The organism is Burkholderia sp. BCC1972 (genome assembly GCF_905339605.1).
In the GTDB taxonomy this organism is placed as follows: domain Bacteria; phylum Pseudomonadota; class Gammaproteobacteria; order Burkholderiales; family Burkholderiaceae; genus Burkholderia.
The window spans coordinates 149,518-165,878 of sequence record NZ_CAJPGH010000008.1 but is presented as its reverse complement, the minus strand read 5'-3'; the positions used below and the strand labels follow the sequence as shown (position 1 = coordinate 165,878).

Genomic DNA, 16,361 nt, shown 5'->3' with positions numbered 1-16,361 from the left:
CATGACCGACATCACCACCGCCCAGCAGGACGACACCAACCTGCGCACCGACGCCGCGTGGCTCGACGCGCACTGGATGCCGTTCACGGCCAACCGCCAGTTCAAGGCCGATCCGCGCATGATCGTGTCGGGCAAGGGCGCGTATTACACGGATGGCGAAGGCCGCAAGATCTTCGACGGCCTGTCGGGCCTCTGGTGCACGGGCCTCGGCCACGGCCGCACGGAAATCGTCGAAGCCGTGAGCCGCCAGGTCGCGCAGCTCGACTACGCGCCGGCCTTCCAGTTCGGCCACCCGAAATCGTTCGAACTCGCGAACAAGATCAAGGAACTGACGCCGGCCGGCCTCGACTACGTGTTCTTCACGGGCTCGGGCTCGGAAGCGGCCGACACGTCGCTGAAGCTGGCCCGCGCGTACTGGCGTGCGAAGGGCAAGGGCACGAAGACGCGCCTGATCGGCCGCGAGAAGGGTTACCACGGCGTGAACTTCGGCGGCATCTCGGTCGGCGGGATCGGGCCGAACCGCAAGCTGTTCGGCCAGGGTCTCGACGCCGATTTCCTGCCGCACACGCAACTCGCCGAGAACAAGTTCTCGCGCGGGATGCCCGAGCACGGCGCCGAGCTGGCCGACCGCCTGCTCGAGCTGATCGCGCTGCACGACGCGTCGAACATCGCGGCCGTGATCGTCGAGCCGTTCTCCGGCTCGGCGGGCGTGGTCGTGCCGCCGAAGGGCTATCTGAAGCGCCTGCGCGACATCTGTACCGCGCACGACATCCTGCTGATCTTCGACGAGGTCATCACGGGCTTCGGCCGGGCCGGCGCGATGACGGGCGCCGACGCGTTCGGCGTGGTGCCGGACATCATGAACTTCGCGAAGCAGGTGACGAACGGCACGCAGCCGCTCGGCGGCGTGATCGCGACCAAGGAGATCTACGACACGTTCATGGCCGCGGGCGGCCCCGAGTACATGCTCGAGTTCCCGCACGGCTACACGTATTCGGCGCACCCGGTCGCGTGCGCGGCCGGCGTCGCGGCGCTCGACCTGCTGGTGAAGGAGGATGCGGTGGCCCGCGTGCGCGATCTCGCGCCGCATTTCGAGGCGGCCGTGCACGGGCTGAAGGGCCAGCGCCACATCGCGGACATCCGCAACTACGGGCTGGCTGCCGGCCTGACGATCGCGGCGCTGCCGGGCGAACCGGCACGGCGTCCGTACGAGATCGCGATGCGCTGCTGGGCGAAGGGCTTCTACGTGCGCTACGGCGGCGACACGATCCAGCTCGCGCCGCCGTTCATCGCCGAGAAGCGCGAGATCGACAATCTCGTCAACGCGCTGTCCGACGCACTGAACGAAGTGGACTGAGCCGCCGCTCGTTCCCCGCGATCACCGAATTCACGAAAGAGCCTCAACGATGAAACACGACAGCAATGTGACCTCCACCATCGGCCACCTGATCGACGGCAAGCGCGTCGACGGCGGCAGCCGCGTCCAGCCGGTGTTCGACCCGGCCACCGGCGAATCGAACAAGAGCGTCGCGCTCGCCGACAAGCTGACCGTCGAAGCCGCGATCGCGTCCGCGCAGGCCGCGTTCCCGGCGTGGCGCAACACGCCGCCGCTGAAGCGCGCCCGCGTGATGAGCCGCTTCAAGACGCTGCTCGAAGAGCATGCCGACGAGTTGTGCGCGCTGATCACGGCCGAGCACGGCAAGGTGCTCGCCGATGCGATGGGCGAGCTGCAGCGCGGGATCGAGAACGTCGAATACGCGACCTACGTGCCCGAGCTGCTGAAGGGCGAGCACAGCAAGAACGTCGGCCCCGCGATCGATTCGTGGAGCGAGTTCCAGGCGCTGGGCGTTGCCGCCGGCATCACGCCGTTCAACTTCCCGGTGATGGTGCCGTTGTGGATGTGGCCGATGGCCGTCGCGTGCGGCAACACGTTCGTGCTGAAGCCGTCCGAGCGCACGCCGTCGTCGACGCTGCGCATGGCCGAGCTCGCGCTCGAAGCCGGCCTGCCGCCTGGCGTGCTGAACGTCGTGAACGGCGACAAGGAGGCGGTCGACACGATCCTGACCGATCCGCGCGTGAAGGCCGTGAGCTTCGTCGGCTCGACGCCGATCGCCGAATACATCTATTCGACCGGCTGCGCGCACGGCAAGCGCGTGCAGGCGCTCGGCGGCGCGAAGAACTTCGCGGTCGTGATGCCTGACGCCGATATCCCCAACGCGGTGAATGCGCTGATGGGCGCCGCGTACGGCTCGTGCGGCGAACGCTGCATGGCGATTCCGCTGGTCGTCGCGATCGGCGACGAAACGGGCGACCAGGTCGTCGCCGGGCTGAAGGCCGAGATCGAGAAGATGAAGGTCGGCCCGGGCAACGGCGCGGGTGTCGACATGGGCCCGCTCGTCACGCAGCAGCATTTCGAGAAGGTGACGGGTTTCGTCGAAGCCGGCGTGCAAGCCGGTGCGACGCTCGTGGTCGATGGCCGCGGCGTGAAGGTCGACGGCCACGACGACGGCTACTACCTCGGCCCGTGCCTGTTCGACAACGTAAAGCCCGGCATGCCGATCTACCAGCATGAAATCTTCGGGCCCGTGCTCGGCGTGATCCGCCTGAAGTCGCTCGACGAGGCGATGGCGCTGATCGACGCGCACGAATACGGCAACGGCACGTGCCTGTTCACGCGCGACGGCGAGGCTGCGCGCTACTTCAGCGACAACATCCAGATCGGCATGGTCGGCATCAACGTGCCGCTGCCGGTGCCGGTCGCATACCACTCGTTCGGCGGCTGGAAGCGTTCGCTGTTCGGCGACCTGCACGCGTATGGCCCGGACGCCGTGCGTTTCTACACGAAGCGCAAGACGATCACGCAGCGCTGGCCGTCGGCCGGCGTGCGCGAAGGGACGGTGTTCAGCTTCCCGTCGAGCCGCTGACGCGCAAGCCGGCCGCGTGCTGCCGGCGGGACGTGCAAAGGCCCGCTCCGATCGTCGATCGGAGCGGGTTTTTTCATGTCTGCACGGATGGGGCGGAAGGCAGCGGAACGCTTACGGCGCCACCACGTGCCACATGTTCTTGAAGTTGTCGCCGTTGCGGTCGCCCTGTTTCATGTCCTTCGAGAAGAAGTAGAGCGGCTTGCCCTTGTACGCCCATTGCGGGCTGCCGTCGTCGCGCTTGACGATCGTGTAGGGGCCGACCGGGACGTCGGTCGCGCTGGCCTTGTACGGCGGCCAGAAGGATTCGCATTGGCCCGTGCAGGCGCTGGTGCCGGCGTTGGGCTTGTCCTGGTCGAATGTGTAGACGGTCATGCCGTTTGCGGCGACGAGCGCGCCGTTTTCGGCCTTCGTGATCGAGCCTTGGGCCGAGGCCGAAGCGGACGCAATGGCGAGCAGGGCGGAGCTGACGAGCAGCGCGGCTTTCATGTGTGCCTCCTGGTTGTCCGGTGGGCGGCCGCGATCGTGTGCACGGGCGAGCGTGCGCAGCGATCGCGATGAATGGTGCCGGAACGCGATGCCGTCGCCGCCCGTGCGAGCGATACAAGGTCGAATGGCGGCAAACGGGGCGTCTTCTTCACGATAGGCGGTTTTGAGCAGGGCTGCGAGAAGAACGGGGGGCGTATCGGCCGAAGTGTATTCGTCGCACAACGGCAGGGTGATCGCCGCCGAGCGGAGCGGATATTCGCGTCCGTCCCCGAACGCAGGATGCGCGCCGATGCGTCAGCGTCTTGCGCGACGACGGTCGGGACGATACGCCGGAATCCGGCCGACGCGTGTCACACCCACAGCCGATACATCCAGAACGACTCGTCTTCGATGAAGCGTTGCGTGAACTCGCTCGGCGAAAATCCCGTGATGCGCTTGACCTCGCGGCTCAGGTGCGCCTGGTCGGCGAACCCTTCGTCCAGCGCCAGCGTGGCCCAGTTGAACGCGGTGCCGGCTTCGAACCGGTCGCGCGCCGCGAAGAACGCGCCTTCCGTCCTGACGAGCGCCTGCCATTCGCGCAGCGATCGGCCGCTGTAGGTCTTGATGCGCCGTTCGACCTGTCGCGGGCTGTGCGTGCCGCGCCATTCGCGCGCCTGCAGCGCGAGGCGCTCGACCCAGCTGCGCCCGGCGTCGCGGAGCGACGACAGCGGTGTCGCCGGCCGTAGCGCCTGCCAGCGAGGCGCGAGATGTCGATCGATCGCCGCCAGCACGTCGGCGTCGCGCTCCGCGCCGAGCAGCGCATCGAGCAGCGCGTGCCAGTCGCGGCCGAGGCACGCGTGTGCGTCGAGCACGCGGTCGTGGATGTCCGGCAGCGCGATACCGAACAGGGTCCGCGCCGCATCGGCGGTGAAACAGATCATGCCGATCAGCCCGCCCGTCGGCGCCCACGCGACGGTGGGCGCCGAATGGCTGCCCGACAGCGTCGCCGCCGCGTCGAAGGGGCGCCATTGCGGGCCGTCGGCCGTGTGCGAGATGAAACCCGCGTCGAGATCCCGGTACCACGACACGCAGACGAGCGGCGTGGCCGGAAAGTGCGAGAGCCGCTGCGCGTCGCTCGCCGCGACGCCGCGCGTGTCGTACAGGACGATCGCGACCACCGCGCCCTGCAGCGCGGCCGGTGCGGGATGCAGCCGCGCATGCGGCGACCGCCCGCCGTTCGTCACACGCGGTGCGCGCGCCAGCGGATCGGGGCAGGACGGCAGGATCGATGTCGGTCCGGAGAACATGACGCCGGAGTATAGGCATCGGCCGGATGCGTGTCGATGTCGTTTGCGTTCAAGACCGCCGGCGCGCTGCTGCGGACAATCCTGCGCATGAACCCGCGATCCTCTTCCCAATGTCCATTCCATGCGGGCGCCGCTGCACCGGCGCCCGTGCTTCACCCGCCCGGCGTATGGCCGCCGGGGCCGCGTGCCGGCCTGACGGGGTGGGGGTTGCTGCGTGCGATGTCGCGCGACCTGATCGGCACGCTGGCCGGCTGGCGGCGCGCGTACGGCGACGTCGTGCACTTGCGCGTATGGCCCGAGCACGCAGTGGTCGTGACCGATCCGGCGCTCGTGCGCGAGCTGCTGGTCACGCATCACGATGCGCTCGGGCGCTGGGAGCGCGCGATCCGCGTATTCGCGCAGGTCCACGGCCACAGCGTGCTGGTCGCCGAGGGCGACGCGTGGCGCGACAAGCGGCACGCGCTGCAGCCGAACTTCATGCCGAAGCCGGTCCAGGCGTTCGTTCCGGCGATCGCGGCGACGGCCGGCCAGGCACTCGCGCAGTGGCCCGCACGCGATCCGGACTGGCCGATCGAAAGCGCGCTGACGTCGTTGGCCATGGACGTGATCATGCGCACGATGTTCTCCGAAACGATCGGCGACGATGCGCGCGCGGCCGAGGAGGCGGTGCGCGTGGTGAGCGCGGCGGCCAACGCGGCGTTCTACGTGCCGGCAAGCACGCCGGACTGGGTGCCGTGGAAGCGCGGCAAGGTGCGGGCGATGGCGGTGCTGGACGGGCTGGTCGGCCGGCAACTCCATGCGCGCCTCGACCGGCCCGAGATTACGTGGCCGGATGATCTGCTGTCGCGCCTGTTGCGGCTGCATCGGGCGGATGCGCGGAAATGGCCGCTGCAGGCCGTGCACGACGAATGCGTGACGGCGTTCCTGGCGGGGCACGAGACGACGGCCGGGGCGCTGACCTGGTGGGCATGGTGCATGGCCACGAATCCGGAGGTGCAAGCCGCCGCGCGCGACGAGGTGTCCCGCGTGCTGGGCGGTCGCGCGCCGTCCGCCGAGACGCGATCGTCGTTGCGCTACCTGACGCAGACGCTCGACGAAACGCTGCGGCTGTATCCGTCCGCGCCGATCCTGATCAGCCGCCGCGCCGCGCGGCCGATCGCGCTCGGCGGATGGCAGTTTCCTGCGCGCACGCTGTTCATGCTGCCGCTGCAGTTGATGCAGCGCGATCCGCGGTGGTTTCCGGAGCCCGACGCGTTTCGTCCGGAGCGTTTCGCCGACGATGCGCCGCCGCTGCCGCGCGGCGCGTACATGCCGTTCGGCACGGGCCCGCGCGTGTGCCTCGGGCAGCATCTGGCGATGACGGAGATGACGGTTGTGGCCGCAATGGTCCTGCAGCGGTACGTACTGTCGGTGCCGCCCGGAATGGCGCCGCCGCGACCCGTGTTGAACGTGACGCTGCGGCCGCAGCAGGCGTTGCATCTGGCGATCGCGCCGACGGGGCTGACGGCCGATGCGGCCGCTTCATGATGGAGGCATGAGCGTTCGATTCGACCCGGCCAGCATCGCGCAACACCTATGCTTGAAGGGCCCAGGCCGGGCGGAGCCCAAGGAGGATGGTCATGCGCATGCTTCTGAACATACGAATCCCTCACGAGCCGTTCAACACGCTGGTGCGCGACGGCAGCGTCGGCGACGTGATCTCGCGAATACTCGAAGCGGTCAAGCCGGAGGCCGTGTATTTCACGGAGCAGAACGGCGGGCGCGGGGCGGTCGTGATCGTCGACATGGACGACCCGTCGCAGATCCCGGCACTCGCCGAGCCGTGGTTCCTGATGTTGAATGCGGACTGCGAGTTCCGCGTGGTGATGCTGCCGGACGATCTCCGGAACGCCGGGCTCGCGCAACTCGGCGCGAAGTGGAAGTAGCAGGAGGCCGCGCAAGATCGTGCCGCTGCCCGGAAGCCGGGCGGCCGGCATGGCGCGGCGTTCCGCGTGGCCGCTATCGCGCAGACTGCGACGGCTCGACGTTTGCCGCTTGCCGGTTTTTCGGTCGCAACAGCAACAGCAGGCCGCACAAGGCCGCCGCGCCCAGGAACACGAACAAGCACCGCTCGTTCCATGCGGTCAGGCTGTCGGATGCCACGCCGCCTGCGTTACCGGCCGTGGCGCCGGCTTCCAGCAGGAACGTGAGGACCGCCGGTACCGGCGCCGAGCCGAGGTAGGCCAGGAACGCGAACTGCAATCGGCCGCGCGTCAGGATCGACCAGACGTCCTTGCCCATCAGGCACGCGACCAGCACCACGGGCGGCACGAGCACGATCGATGCGGCGCTGATCGCGCACAGAAACAGCCAGCCGATTCCTATGAGCGGAATGAGTGACATGCGTCGGGATTCCTGTTTTCGGGCAATCGTGTTGTTGACCGGATATCCGACCGGCTTCGGCGGATGACCGCGAGATGCGGCGCATGACGGATAGTGCCCGATTCCGTGCCCGTTGCCATCCGTCCCGGTCGATGCGCTCACCCGGCCGCATCTTCCCCCAGCGCCTGGATGAACCGCGAAAACAGCTCGGGCTGCGAAGAAATGCCGAGCTTCGCGTACAGATGGCGCCGATGCACCTTCACCGTTTCGGGCGAGATCGCCAGCCGTTCGGCGATCGCCTTCGACGAATTGCCGCGCAGCACCATTCTTGCGATCGACATCTCGCGGTCGGTCAGCACGCCCGCGCCGAAGCGCGCAAGCGCCTGTTCGACGCGTGCGCCGAGATCGGCATCGGGCGTCGCGCGCGCGGCATCGCCCACCAGCCGCCAGTGCTGCCGCATTGCCGCGAGCACCCACGGCATCGCGGCCGTCAGCTTGCCGAGCGGCTCGACGTCGAAGCGTGCGGCCGCACCGAGCGACAGCGACAGCAGCGTGTCGGCGTTCGGCCGCACGAGGATCTGGATCTCGTCGTCGCCGACTGCATCGCGGAAGTAGCTGAGGAAATACTCGCTCTGCCGGAACAGGTCCGGCGCGACTTCCTCGAGCCGGTAGCAGCCGTCGGCGAGCCCGTCGTGTGCGGCCTGCAGGAACGGGTCGAGCAGATAGACGCCGTTCAGGTAGAGCGGCACGGGCGATGCACTGTCGGTGCCGCCCGTATCGTATTCGTCGAGCACGAGCGGCACGCCGTCGCGGCCGACCGCGGTCGCGAGCGCGTTGTCGAACGGCACCATTTCATTGAGCAGCAGCACCAGGAACCGCCAGAAGCGCGGCTGGCCGAGATGATCGATTGCGCGGCCGAGCGCCTGGTGCATCGCGATTTCGGAAAAGAGACGATCCATACCACCACCGGAAGGGCGTAACACGAAGGGGGAATAGCGGTCCTGAAATTGGCTTCCTAGACTGCCACGCAATCAATCGGGCCCGAGTATGGGTGTTCAAAAAAAGGCGGCAAAGGAACAAAGGAGCACGAAATGGCGATGATGTCGGAATCGACGGGCAGCCTGCAAGCGGCGCCTGCAACGGAGGGCGCGCCGCGCGCGCTGTCGCAGACGCTCAGCGTTCGCGATGCGGTGATGATCACCGTATCGGGCGTGACGCCGGCGAGCTCGATCTTCGTGATCGCGCCGTTCGCGATCCAGCAGGCGGGCAGCGGTGCCGTGCTGTCGTTCGTGCTCGGCGGCGTACTCGCGCTTGCGTTCGCGCTCTGCTACGCGGAACTCAGCGCCGCGCACCGCAGCGCAGGCGGCGAGTACGTGATGGCCAAGCGCGTGTTCGGCACGCTGCCGGGCTACCTGACCTTCATCACGGTGCTCTCCGTCAGCGTGTTCATCCCGGCCGTGCTCGCGAGCGGCGCCGCGCCCTACCTGAACAACGCACTCGGCACGCACTTCAGCAACCAGTCGGTCGCGCTGACGATCGTGCTGCTCAGCTATCTGCTCGGCATGCTGAACATCAAGACGAACGCGTGGATCACCGGCGCGTTCCTGGTCGTCGAGATCGGCGTGCTGATGCTGATCGCGGGGCTCGGCTTCGGTTCGCCGCATCGCGGCGCCGACGTGCTGATCGCACCGGTCGTCGCGAGCGGCAACGCGCTCGTGCCGGCGACGCTCGCAGCCATCGTGCCGGCGATCGGCACCGCGATCTTCTGCTACAACGGCTTCGGCTCGGCCGCCTATCTCGCGGAAGACCTGCGCGGCGGCAACCGCAACGTCGCGAAGGCGGTGATCTATTCGCTGCTCGTGATCCTCGTCGTCGAACTGGTGCCGCTCACGGCGATCGTGCTCGGCGCGCCGTCGTTGACGGAACTGACGAAGAGCGCCGACCCGATCGGCTATGTGGTGCGCTCGCTGAGCAACCCGGCCGTGTCGCGCGTGGTCAGCGGCGGGATCTTCCTGTCGGTGTTCAACGCGATCATCGCGATCGTGATAACGATGGGCCGCCTGCTGTACAGCAGCGGCCGGCACGCGCTCTGGTCGCGCACCTGCAACCGCGCGTTCTCGACGATTCATCCGCGCCTCGAATCGCCGTGGCTCGCGACGATCGCGCTGGCGGTGCCGTCGGCGGGGCTCGTGTTCGTGTCGAGCCTCGACGAGCTGACCGCGTTCACGGTCGACCTGCTGCTGCTGATCTACCTCGTCGTCGGGCTGGCCGCGCTCGCGAGCCGGTTCGTGCGCCGCGACGTCGAGCATCATTACCGGATGCCGCTGTGGCCCGTGACGCCGCTCGTCGCGGTGGCGGGTGCCGCCTATACGCTCTACACGACGCTGGCGACGGCGACGAAGTCGACCGACCTGATCATCATCGCGGGGCTGCTGGTCGCCGCACTCGTGATGTACGCGGTGTGGGCGCGCCACAGCGAAGCGTTCCGCGCGCTTTGAGCGCAGGATTGGCACCTGGCGACATCGACATACCGAACTACTGAAAGACTGGAGGAACTGCATCATGCGCACGAGGGATCTCGGCATCCGCATCGGACTCGGTACGCCGGGCCGCTTCAACGCGATCACGGACGTACCGGGCGTGCGGGTCGGACATTGCACGTTGAACGTCGAGAACGGCGACGCGTCGATCCGCACCGGCGTGACCGTCATCGAGCCGCGCGCGGGCACCGCGCACGATTCGCCGTGCTTCGCGGGCGTGCACGTGCTGAACGGCAACGGCGACGCGACAGGCCTCGAATGGATCCGCGAGGCCGGCCTGCTGACCACGCCGATCGCCTATACCAACACCCACAGCGTCGGCGCGGTGCGCGATGCGCTCATCGCGAACGAGCGCGAAGCGGCGGCCGGCCGCGTGTACTGGTGCATGCCGGTCGTGATGGAAACCTACGACGGGCTGCTGAACGACATCTGGGGGCAGCATGTGAGCGCCGCGCACGTGCAGCGCGCGCTGGCGGCCGCGCAGTCGGGGCCGGTGGCGGAAGGCGGCGTCGGCGGCGGCACGGGAATGATCTGCCACGAGTTCAAGGGCGGCATCGGCACCGCGTCGCGCGTGCTCGCGTCCGACGCGGGCGGCTGGACCGTCGGCGCGATCGTCCAGGCGAACTACGGTGTGCGCGAGATGCTGCGCGTTGCCGGCTACCCGGTGGGCGAAGTGCTGCGGCACGTGCATTCGCCGTTCCGCGAACAGGCAGCCGGAGGCGAGCCGGGCATGGGCTCGATCGTCGTGACGATCGCGACCGATGCACCGCTCCTGCCGCATCAATGCACGCGCGTCGCGCAGCGTGCGAGCGTCGGGCTCGCACGCGTCGGCGGCGGCACCGAGGATTCGAGCGGCGACATCTTCCTGGCGTTTGCAACGGGCAACGACGGCCTGCCGGCCGCGAACTACGGCAGCAAGGGCGCGCCGACCACCGATCTGAAGATGGTCAACAACGATCATATTTCCGCGCTGTTCGTCGCGGCGGCGGAAGCGGTGGAGGAGGCGATCGTGAATGCGCTGGTCGCGGGCGGCAACGTCGAGTCGCGCGGTGCGCGGGTCGAAGGGCTCGGGCAGGCGCGCCTGCTGGATGCGTTGCGCGAAGTGGGGTGGCGGCCGGGGCGCGGCGCCTGAAACGGCAAGCGCCGCTTCAATCGAAGCGGCGTGAGAGGGGGCGGCGATGCGGCGAGCGGCCGGACCGCCGTCCGCCCGCGCATGCGCTGCATGCCGTGCGGGCGATGCGGGCCTGGCCGTGACGTCGCGGCGTCACGCTCAGCTGCCGAAGTAGATGTTGCAGAAGCTGACCGGGCCGACGCAGGCGTTCGGGTCTTCCTGCTTCGATTGCGAACGATCGACACGGCCCGCGGCCTTGACGGCTTCGGCGCGGTTCGCCTGTTGCGATGCGGCGTCTGCCGGCGCCGGCTGCGCGTGGGCGACGGCAGCGGTGAGCGACAGGGCAACGAGGGCGAGGTGCAGCGGCTTCATTTTGGTTTCTCCTGGGTGAGTGCCAGTCGCGCTGGCAGTGAGGAAACTATAGGCTCGCACTGCTTAGAGATTAATCACCGCGGCTGTAGAGCTTATTTCCATCCGGAACAAGGATCCCGTTGCGCCCGCACCGATCGTCAATGGCGGTGCCGGTTGAACGGTGCGTCCTTGTCGAGCAGCGCGCTGCGCATGAAGTGCAGGCAGCCGACGATCCGCTGCATGCTTCGGCGCGCATCGGGCACCGCGTACCATGCCTGCAGCGTGTGCTGCGCCGCGCGGATCGCGAGATTCACCGATTTCAGCGTGCGTGCGTGATGGCCGGGCGTCGGATCGTCGAAGAAGCGCGGCAGCTCGTGCAGCACCGCATCGATCGACGCGGTCCAGCGCAGCGTCTGCGGCGGCTTCGATGCACTGAACGCATGCAGCTCGTCGCGCAGGTCGATCACCGCATGGCCGACTTCGAGCGTCGACAGCATCCAGCGCATGGCGTCGCGGTGCTGCCGTGTCCGCCGCACGAGCAGCGTGCGCAGTTGCGCCATCAGGTCATGGGTGCTCGACTGGAAGCGCTGCGCGAGGCCGTCCGGCGCGCCTTCGCACGCGAGCGTGACCTGGCGGCGCAGGTCGTGCGCGATGCGGCTGGTGAGCCAGGGCATGTGGGTGGGAAACACGACCGCGAACACGAGCGAGCACGCGAGCATCGCGACGACGATCGCCAGCCCGTTGTTGATCAGCACCTCGGGCGTATAGGCAATCGCGTTGTCGGGGCCTGCGAGCAGGCAGAAGAACACCGCGAAGCCGATCCCGTAGCCGGACAGGCCGGGGCGCATTGCCAGGAAGGCACCGAGGCCGAGTACCGGCGCGAGTGTCGCGCACAGCAGCGGGAAGCCGTCGATGTTCGGATACACGTAGCACAGGAACATGTAGCCGACGGCGGTCGCGAACGCCGCGCCGACGCTCATCTGTGCGACGAACTTCGGCGCACGCGGCGACGTCGAGCTGAGCGCGCACGCGATCGCGGTGGCGATCACGGCGAGCGATCCGCTCGGCCATTCCGACGCGATCCAGAACGCGCTCATCGCGCCGACGGCGACGACGGTGCGCAGGAACGCGAAGCCGACGAAGAACGAATTGGTCTTCACCGCGTAATGCGTGACGGAGCGCTCGAACGCGTGATCGTCCTGGTCGAGCGACGCGTACGTATCGGCGTAGCCGAGGTATTCGCCGACGAAGCGGTACAGCAGTTCGATCGCGGTGTCGAAATCGAGCAGGCCGCCGGCCGCATGCGCTTCGACGGTGCGCCGCGACGCACGGGCCGCCTTGGGCAGCGCGCTGTGGAAACGGCGCAGTTCGAGCAGCGCGCCGGTGGCCGGCGTGACGCCGCGCGGCCGCTCGTCGCGCAGTGCCGCGAACCGTAGTGCGAGCGCGTCGACATGCGGCGCGAGCGCATCGAGCACTGCGTCCGAATGGTTCGCACGCAGGCGTTTGACGAGCTGGTGCAGCGCATGCAGCCGCGTGCATGCGTTCATGAACTCGCTGTTCAGCCGTGCGAGCCGGCGGCTGCGCGCGCGGATGTGCGGATCCTCGAACGACGCGAACGCGCGGTTGGCCTCGAAGCCGACGATGTCGTCGACGAAATCGGCGAAGCGCCGCTCGAAATCGCCGCGCGCGACGTCGCCCGACAGCGCACCGGCAGTGAACGCGGCGAACGTCGCGTGGCGCGCGCTCAACGAGCGCATCAGCGCCTTCGCGGAACTGAGCGGCAGGATCAGCGCGCTGACCGCGCCCGAGCACGCGATGCCGAGCGCGACCTCCGCGGCGCGCGTGAGCGCGGACTGGAACAGCGTCTGCGGCGTCATCACGGCCGGCAGGCCGATCAGCGCGGCCGTATAGCCGGCGAGCACGAAGCCGTACCAGCGGAAATGGCGGTTGCGGACCGCGAGCGCGATGCAGCTGCCGATCCACAGCGTGATGCCGGCCATGTACAGCTCGGGCTGCTGCGCGAACAGCCCGCCGAGCGCGAGCGCGGCGACGAGGCCGGCCGCCGTGCCGAGCACGCGATAGAAACTCTTGGCGAACACCATCCCCGACAGCGGCTGCATCAGCACGAACACGGTCGTCATCGCGGTGCGCGGCTGCGACATCTCGAGACGCATCGCGATGCCCATCGCAAGCAGCGCCGCGAGCACGGTTTTCGCGAGATGCAGCCAGATCAGCCCGTCGGTCACGGCCCAGTCTCGCGCCGCGTTGCCGAGCGGATCGAGCCATCGCCTCCATCGGTCCGGTTCGATGGAAGATCGCGCGATCGCAGGTTGTGGCTTCATGAAAAGAGGAGGCTCGTACGGGGCCGGGGCACGGTGCCGCGGCGCGTCCGAACGGGTCCGTTCGACTGGTGAGGCGCCGATTGTAGGAGGGCGGCGCTTGCGCATTAACGCAGCTGCGGGGAAACGATAGTTGCAGCCGGAGTAACAATCTGTCGCATCCCGTGGAGGAAAATAGCGGTTCCGCTACAGGTTGCTCACAGGAATGGATACCCTACAAAACATGCGGGTGTTTTCGCGCGTCGTCGAGACGGGCAGCTTCACGGCCGCCGCGCAATCGCTGAATTCGACGACGGGTGCAATGTCGCGCGCGGTGTCGGAACTGGAGGCGCGGCTGCGCACCCGTCTGATGAATCGCTCGACGCGCCGTCTCGCGCTCACGTCGGCCGGCGAAAGCTATTTGCGGCGCTGCCGCCAGATCCTCGCCGACGTCGACCGCGCGGAAGAAGAGGCGAGCTGCGCGCACGAGCGCCCGGCCGGCGTGCTGCGCATGCACAGCTTCGCGAGCGTCGGCCATCACTATGTATTGCCCGCACTGACGCGCTATCACGCGCAGTTCCCGGACGTGTCGATCGAGCTGTCGCTGTCGCAGCGCATGCCCGACCTGTTCGACGGCACGAGCGACATGGCCGTCGTGACCGCGTCGTCGCTGCCCGATTCCGAACTCGTGTCGCACCTGCTCGGCTCGACGTTCAGCATCCTGTGCGCGTCGCCCGACTATGTGAAACGGCACGGCGCGCCGGCCCGTCCGCACGATCTCGCCGCGCACGCCTGCCTGACGCTGTGTACGCCCGCGTTCCCGACGCACGAATGGGTGCTCGAAGGGCCCGAGGGCGTCGAGCAGATTCACGTCGCGGGACCGGTGCAGACCAATACGGCCGAATCGCTCGCACTCGCGATCCGCGACGGCATCGGGATCGGCATGCTGCCGCTGTACTCGGCGATCGACGCATTGCGCGACGGCACGCTCGTCCGCGTGCTGCCCGCGCACATCCTGCAGAAGATGAACGTGTACGCGCTGTATCCGTCACGCCGCTTCGTCGATGCGAAGGTGCGGACCTGGGTCGAGATGCTGCGTGCGCAGGTGCCGGGCATGATCGCGCGAGACGTCGAGATGCTGAGCGCGATCGATCGCGAACCGCAGGCTGCCTGAACGCCGGGCGCACACGCGTGCGTCGTTTCGATGGTCGTTTCGATGCCGGCTTCTCCAGGCATGAGCGCTACACGCCTTGCCCGCTGAACATCCTTCACGCGGGCGAGGCGCTTTGTCACGTCGTCACGGCGCGGGCTTCGCTGCCGCACCGGATTCGGTTGCCGGCTGGCCGGCCGGGCCGTACGCGGCCTGCGCCGCCTTGTGTTCGGCGAGACGCTTCGCCTGCAGCCGTGCCTGCGCCGCCATGATGTCCTCCGGATAGTTGTCGGCTTCGCCATGCGCCGGGTTGTAGCCGACCGATTCCAGATCGATCAGCTCCTGCAGCACCTGCGCGCGCGTGACGGGCGACTGTGCCTGCTGGGCGAACGACAGGGCCGGTGCGGCAAGCAGCACGGCAGCGGCGGCGGTAACGACGAGCGATTTCACGAGGTTCTCCTGAATACGGGGTGGGGTGGCCGGATCGATGCGCGACGCATGGCCCGAGCCTTCGACGCCAGTCTACGTAGCGGCTGCACGCGCAAAAACCCCGATTCCAGGCAGGCTGCCTTCCAGATGGAACAACATTGGCGCCTGTCGCCCGCGGCGAACGAACTCAGGGTTCGAGGCCGGCGGGCGACGCGGCATCACACTGGTCAGAAGCGCGTGCGCATGCCGATCGTGCCGACCACCTGGTTCGCCGTGCTCGATGCGCCGCCCGACGTGTTGATGAACGCCTGGTAGCCGCGGCCGGACGCATGCTGGAACATCGCTTCCGCGTACAGGTCGGTGCGGCGCGACAGCTTGTACACGGCCTGCAGGTCGACCTGGTGCCACTTCGGATCGGTGCCGTGCTTGCTGTCGGGGTTCGACACGCTGGCGTCCGTGTACACGTAGGCGGCGCCGAGGCTGACGGCCGGCGTCACGGCATAGCGCACGTTCACGTCGTAGTTGTTGAATGCGACCTGGCCGGTGGAGCCGAACGAGCCCGTGTTGTCGTATTGCGAGCGCGTGTAGACGAAGCCGACGGTCGCCGGGCCGAACATGTAGCTCACGCCGCCGCCGTACGTGCGCATGCGGTCCGAGCCGATCGACCAGCCGCCCTGGCTCACGCTTTTCGCTTCGGCCGAATCGGTCGCGCCGGGGCTCGCGCTCGTCGAGCCCTTGGTGCCGTTCATCTGCAGGTACGCGCCGGCCAGCTTCAGCGGGCCGTTCGTGTAGCTCGCCGCGACGCTGTACGCGCGGTTGGCGCTGAAGCTCGTCGAGTTCGAGAACGCGTACATCGCGCCGACCTTGAAACCGGAGAGCGACTCGCTCGTGTACTTGACTGCGTTGTTGATGCGCAGCGAGTGATTCAGGTTGTCGTTGTCGAACGGATGCGCGAAGCCCGCATCGCCGAAGTCGCCTGCCGTGGCGGACAGCGGTGCGACGAAATCCACCATCGTGTCGTACTGGCGGCCGAGCGTCAGCGTGCCGTAGCCGGCCTGGCTGAGGCCGACATACGCGTGGCGGCCGAACAGCTTGCCGTCCTGGCCGAGCCCGCCGTTGTTCACGTTGAAGCCGTTTTCGAGCACGAACAGCGCCTTCAGGCCGCCGCCGAGATCCTCGGTACCGCGTACGCCGAAGCGGCTGCCGTTGACCGTGCCGCTGGCCATGCGCCACTGCGACGCGCCGTTCACGTTGTTGGTATATGCGATGCCGGCGTCGATCAGGCCGTACAGCGTGACCGAGCTTTGCGCGTGGGCGAGCGGCGCGAACAGGGCGGCGGTGCATGCGCCGGCGATCAGGGTTTTTTTCATGGTGAAATTCCTGCGTGTGGGACGGGAAACAAAAG

The 16,361-nt window shown here is 68.1% G+C and carries 15 protein-coding genes; 7 read left to right on the top strand and 8 right to left on the bottom strand.

What is annotated here, in order from left to right:
• The first annotated feature begins 1 nt into the window (after position 1).
• Positions 2-1,357, top strand: coding sequence for an aspartate aminotransferase family protein (locus U5798_RS14560; RefSeq protein WP_124447759.1), 1,356 nt, complete (start codon positions 2-4; stop codon positions 1,355-1,357).
• A 49-nt stretch (positions 1,358-1,406) separates the two neighbouring features.
• On the top strand, positions 1,407-2,924 hold the full coding sequence (locus tag U5798_RS14555; protein ID WP_124447757.1) for a CoA-acylating methylmalonate-semialdehyde dehydrogenase: 1,518 nt from the start codon (positions 1,407-1,409) through the stop codon (positions 2,922-2,924).
• A gap of 111 nt (positions 2,925-3,035) precedes the next feature.
• Here U5798_RS14555 and U5798_RS14550 read toward each other — a convergent pair whose 3' ends face one another.
• A complete protein-coding gene (locus tag U5798_RS14550; RefSeq protein WP_124447755.1) occupies positions 3,036-3,410 on the bottom strand; it encodes a hypothetical protein in 375 nt (124 codons plus the stop codon).
• A 350-nt stretch (positions 3,411-3,760) separates the two neighbouring features.
• A complete protein-coding gene (locus U5798_RS14545; protein WP_322082440.1) occupies positions 3,761-4,696 on the bottom strand; it encodes a helix-turn-helix domain-containing protein in 936 nt (311 codons plus the stop codon).
• 87 nt (positions 4,697-4,783) lie between these two features.
• Here U5798_RS14545 and U5798_RS14540 point away from each other — a divergent pair, with 87 nt between their 5' ends.
• Positions 4,784-6,223 carry a cytochrome P450 gene (locus tag U5798_RS14540; protein WP_322082439.1) on the top strand — a complete coding sequence of 480 codons (1,440 nt, stop codon included), beginning with the start codon at positions 4,784-4,786 and terminating at the stop codon, positions 6,221-6,223.
• 92 nt (positions 6,224-6,315) lie between these two features.
• Positions 6,316-6,621 (top strand): panthothenate synthetase, encoded by a 306-nt coding sequence (locus tag U5798_RS14535; RefSeq protein ID WP_124447749.1) that lies wholly within the window; start codon positions 6,316-6,318, stop codon positions 6,619-6,621.
• Between the two features lie 73 nt (positions 6,622-6,694).
• Here the strand turns inward: U5798_RS14535 and U5798_RS14530 are convergent, their stop codons facing one another.
• Both U5798_RS14530 and U5798_RS14525 read right to left on the bottom strand, forming a co-directional pair.
• Positions 6,695-7,219 (bottom strand): hypothetical protein, encoded by a 525-nt coding sequence (locus U5798_RS14530; protein WP_322082438.1) that lies wholly within the window; start codon positions 7,217-7,219, stop codon positions 6,695-6,697.
• On the bottom strand, positions 7,216-8,016 hold the full coding sequence (locus U5798_RS14525) for a helix-turn-helix transcriptional regulator (RefSeq protein ID WP_124447746.1): 801 nt from the start codon (positions 8,014-8,016) through the stop codon (positions 7,216-7,218). Before U5798_RS14525 ends, U5798_RS14530 begins: the two co-directional genes overlap by 4 nt.
• A 132-nt stretch (positions 8,017-8,148) precedes the next feature.
• Between U5798_RS14525 and U5798_RS14520 the strand changes: the two genes are divergently transcribed.
• Together U5798_RS14520 and U5798_RS14515 are read left to right on the top strand one after the other, a co-directional pair.
• Positions 8,149-9,555 carry an APC family permease gene (locus U5798_RS14520; RefSeq protein WP_322082437.1) on the top strand — a complete coding sequence of 469 codons (1,407 nt, stop codon included), beginning with the start codon at positions 8,149-8,151 and terminating at the stop codon, positions 9,553-9,555.
• A gap of 64 nt (positions 9,556-9,619) precedes the next feature.
• Complete coding sequence (locus U5798_RS14515) at positions 9,620-10,729, top strand: P1 family peptidase (RefSeq protein WP_322082436.1); 1,110 nt, start codon at positions 9,620-9,622, stop codon at positions 10,727-10,729.
• A gap of 138 nt (positions 10,730-10,867) precedes the next feature.
• Here U5798_RS14515 and U5798_RS14510 read toward each other — a convergent pair whose 3' ends face one another.
• Both U5798_RS14510 and U5798_RS14505 read right to left on the bottom strand, forming a co-directional pair.
• Complete coding sequence (locus tag U5798_RS14510; protein WP_124447740.1) at positions 10,868-11,080, bottom strand: hypothetical protein; 213 nt, start codon at positions 11,078-11,080, stop codon at positions 10,868-10,870.
• A gap of 137 nt (positions 11,081-11,217) precedes the next feature.
• Entirely contained in the window at positions 11,218-13,401 is a 2,184-nt protein-coding gene (locus U5798_RS14505) for an FUSC family protein (RefSeq protein ID WP_322082435.1), read from the bottom strand.
• A gap of 202 nt (positions 13,402-13,603) precedes the next feature.
• Here U5798_RS14505 and U5798_RS14500 point away from each other — a divergent pair, with 202 nt between their 5' ends.
• Positions 13,604-14,551, top strand: coding sequence for a LysR family transcriptional regulator (locus tag U5798_RS14500; RefSeq protein WP_124447735.1), 948 nt, complete (start codon positions 13,604-13,606; stop codon positions 14,549-14,551).
• A gap of 123 nt (positions 14,552-14,674) precedes the next feature.
• On the opposite strand, the gene U5798_RS14495 is transcribed toward U5798_RS14500, so the two are convergent.
• The gene (locus U5798_RS14495) at positions 14,675-14,977 is read right to left on the bottom strand and encodes a DUF4148 domain-containing protein (protein WP_124447733.1); all 303 of its coding nucleotides are present in this window, start codon (positions 14,975-14,977) and stop codon (positions 14,675-14,677) included.
• A gap of 206 nt (positions 14,978-15,183) precedes the next feature.
• On the bottom strand, positions 15,184-16,326 hold the full coding sequence (locus U5798_RS14490) for a porin (RefSeq protein ID WP_124447731.1): 1,143 nt from the start codon (positions 16,324-16,326) through the stop codon (positions 15,184-15,186).
• Positions 16,327-16,361: the final 35 nt, after the last annotated feature.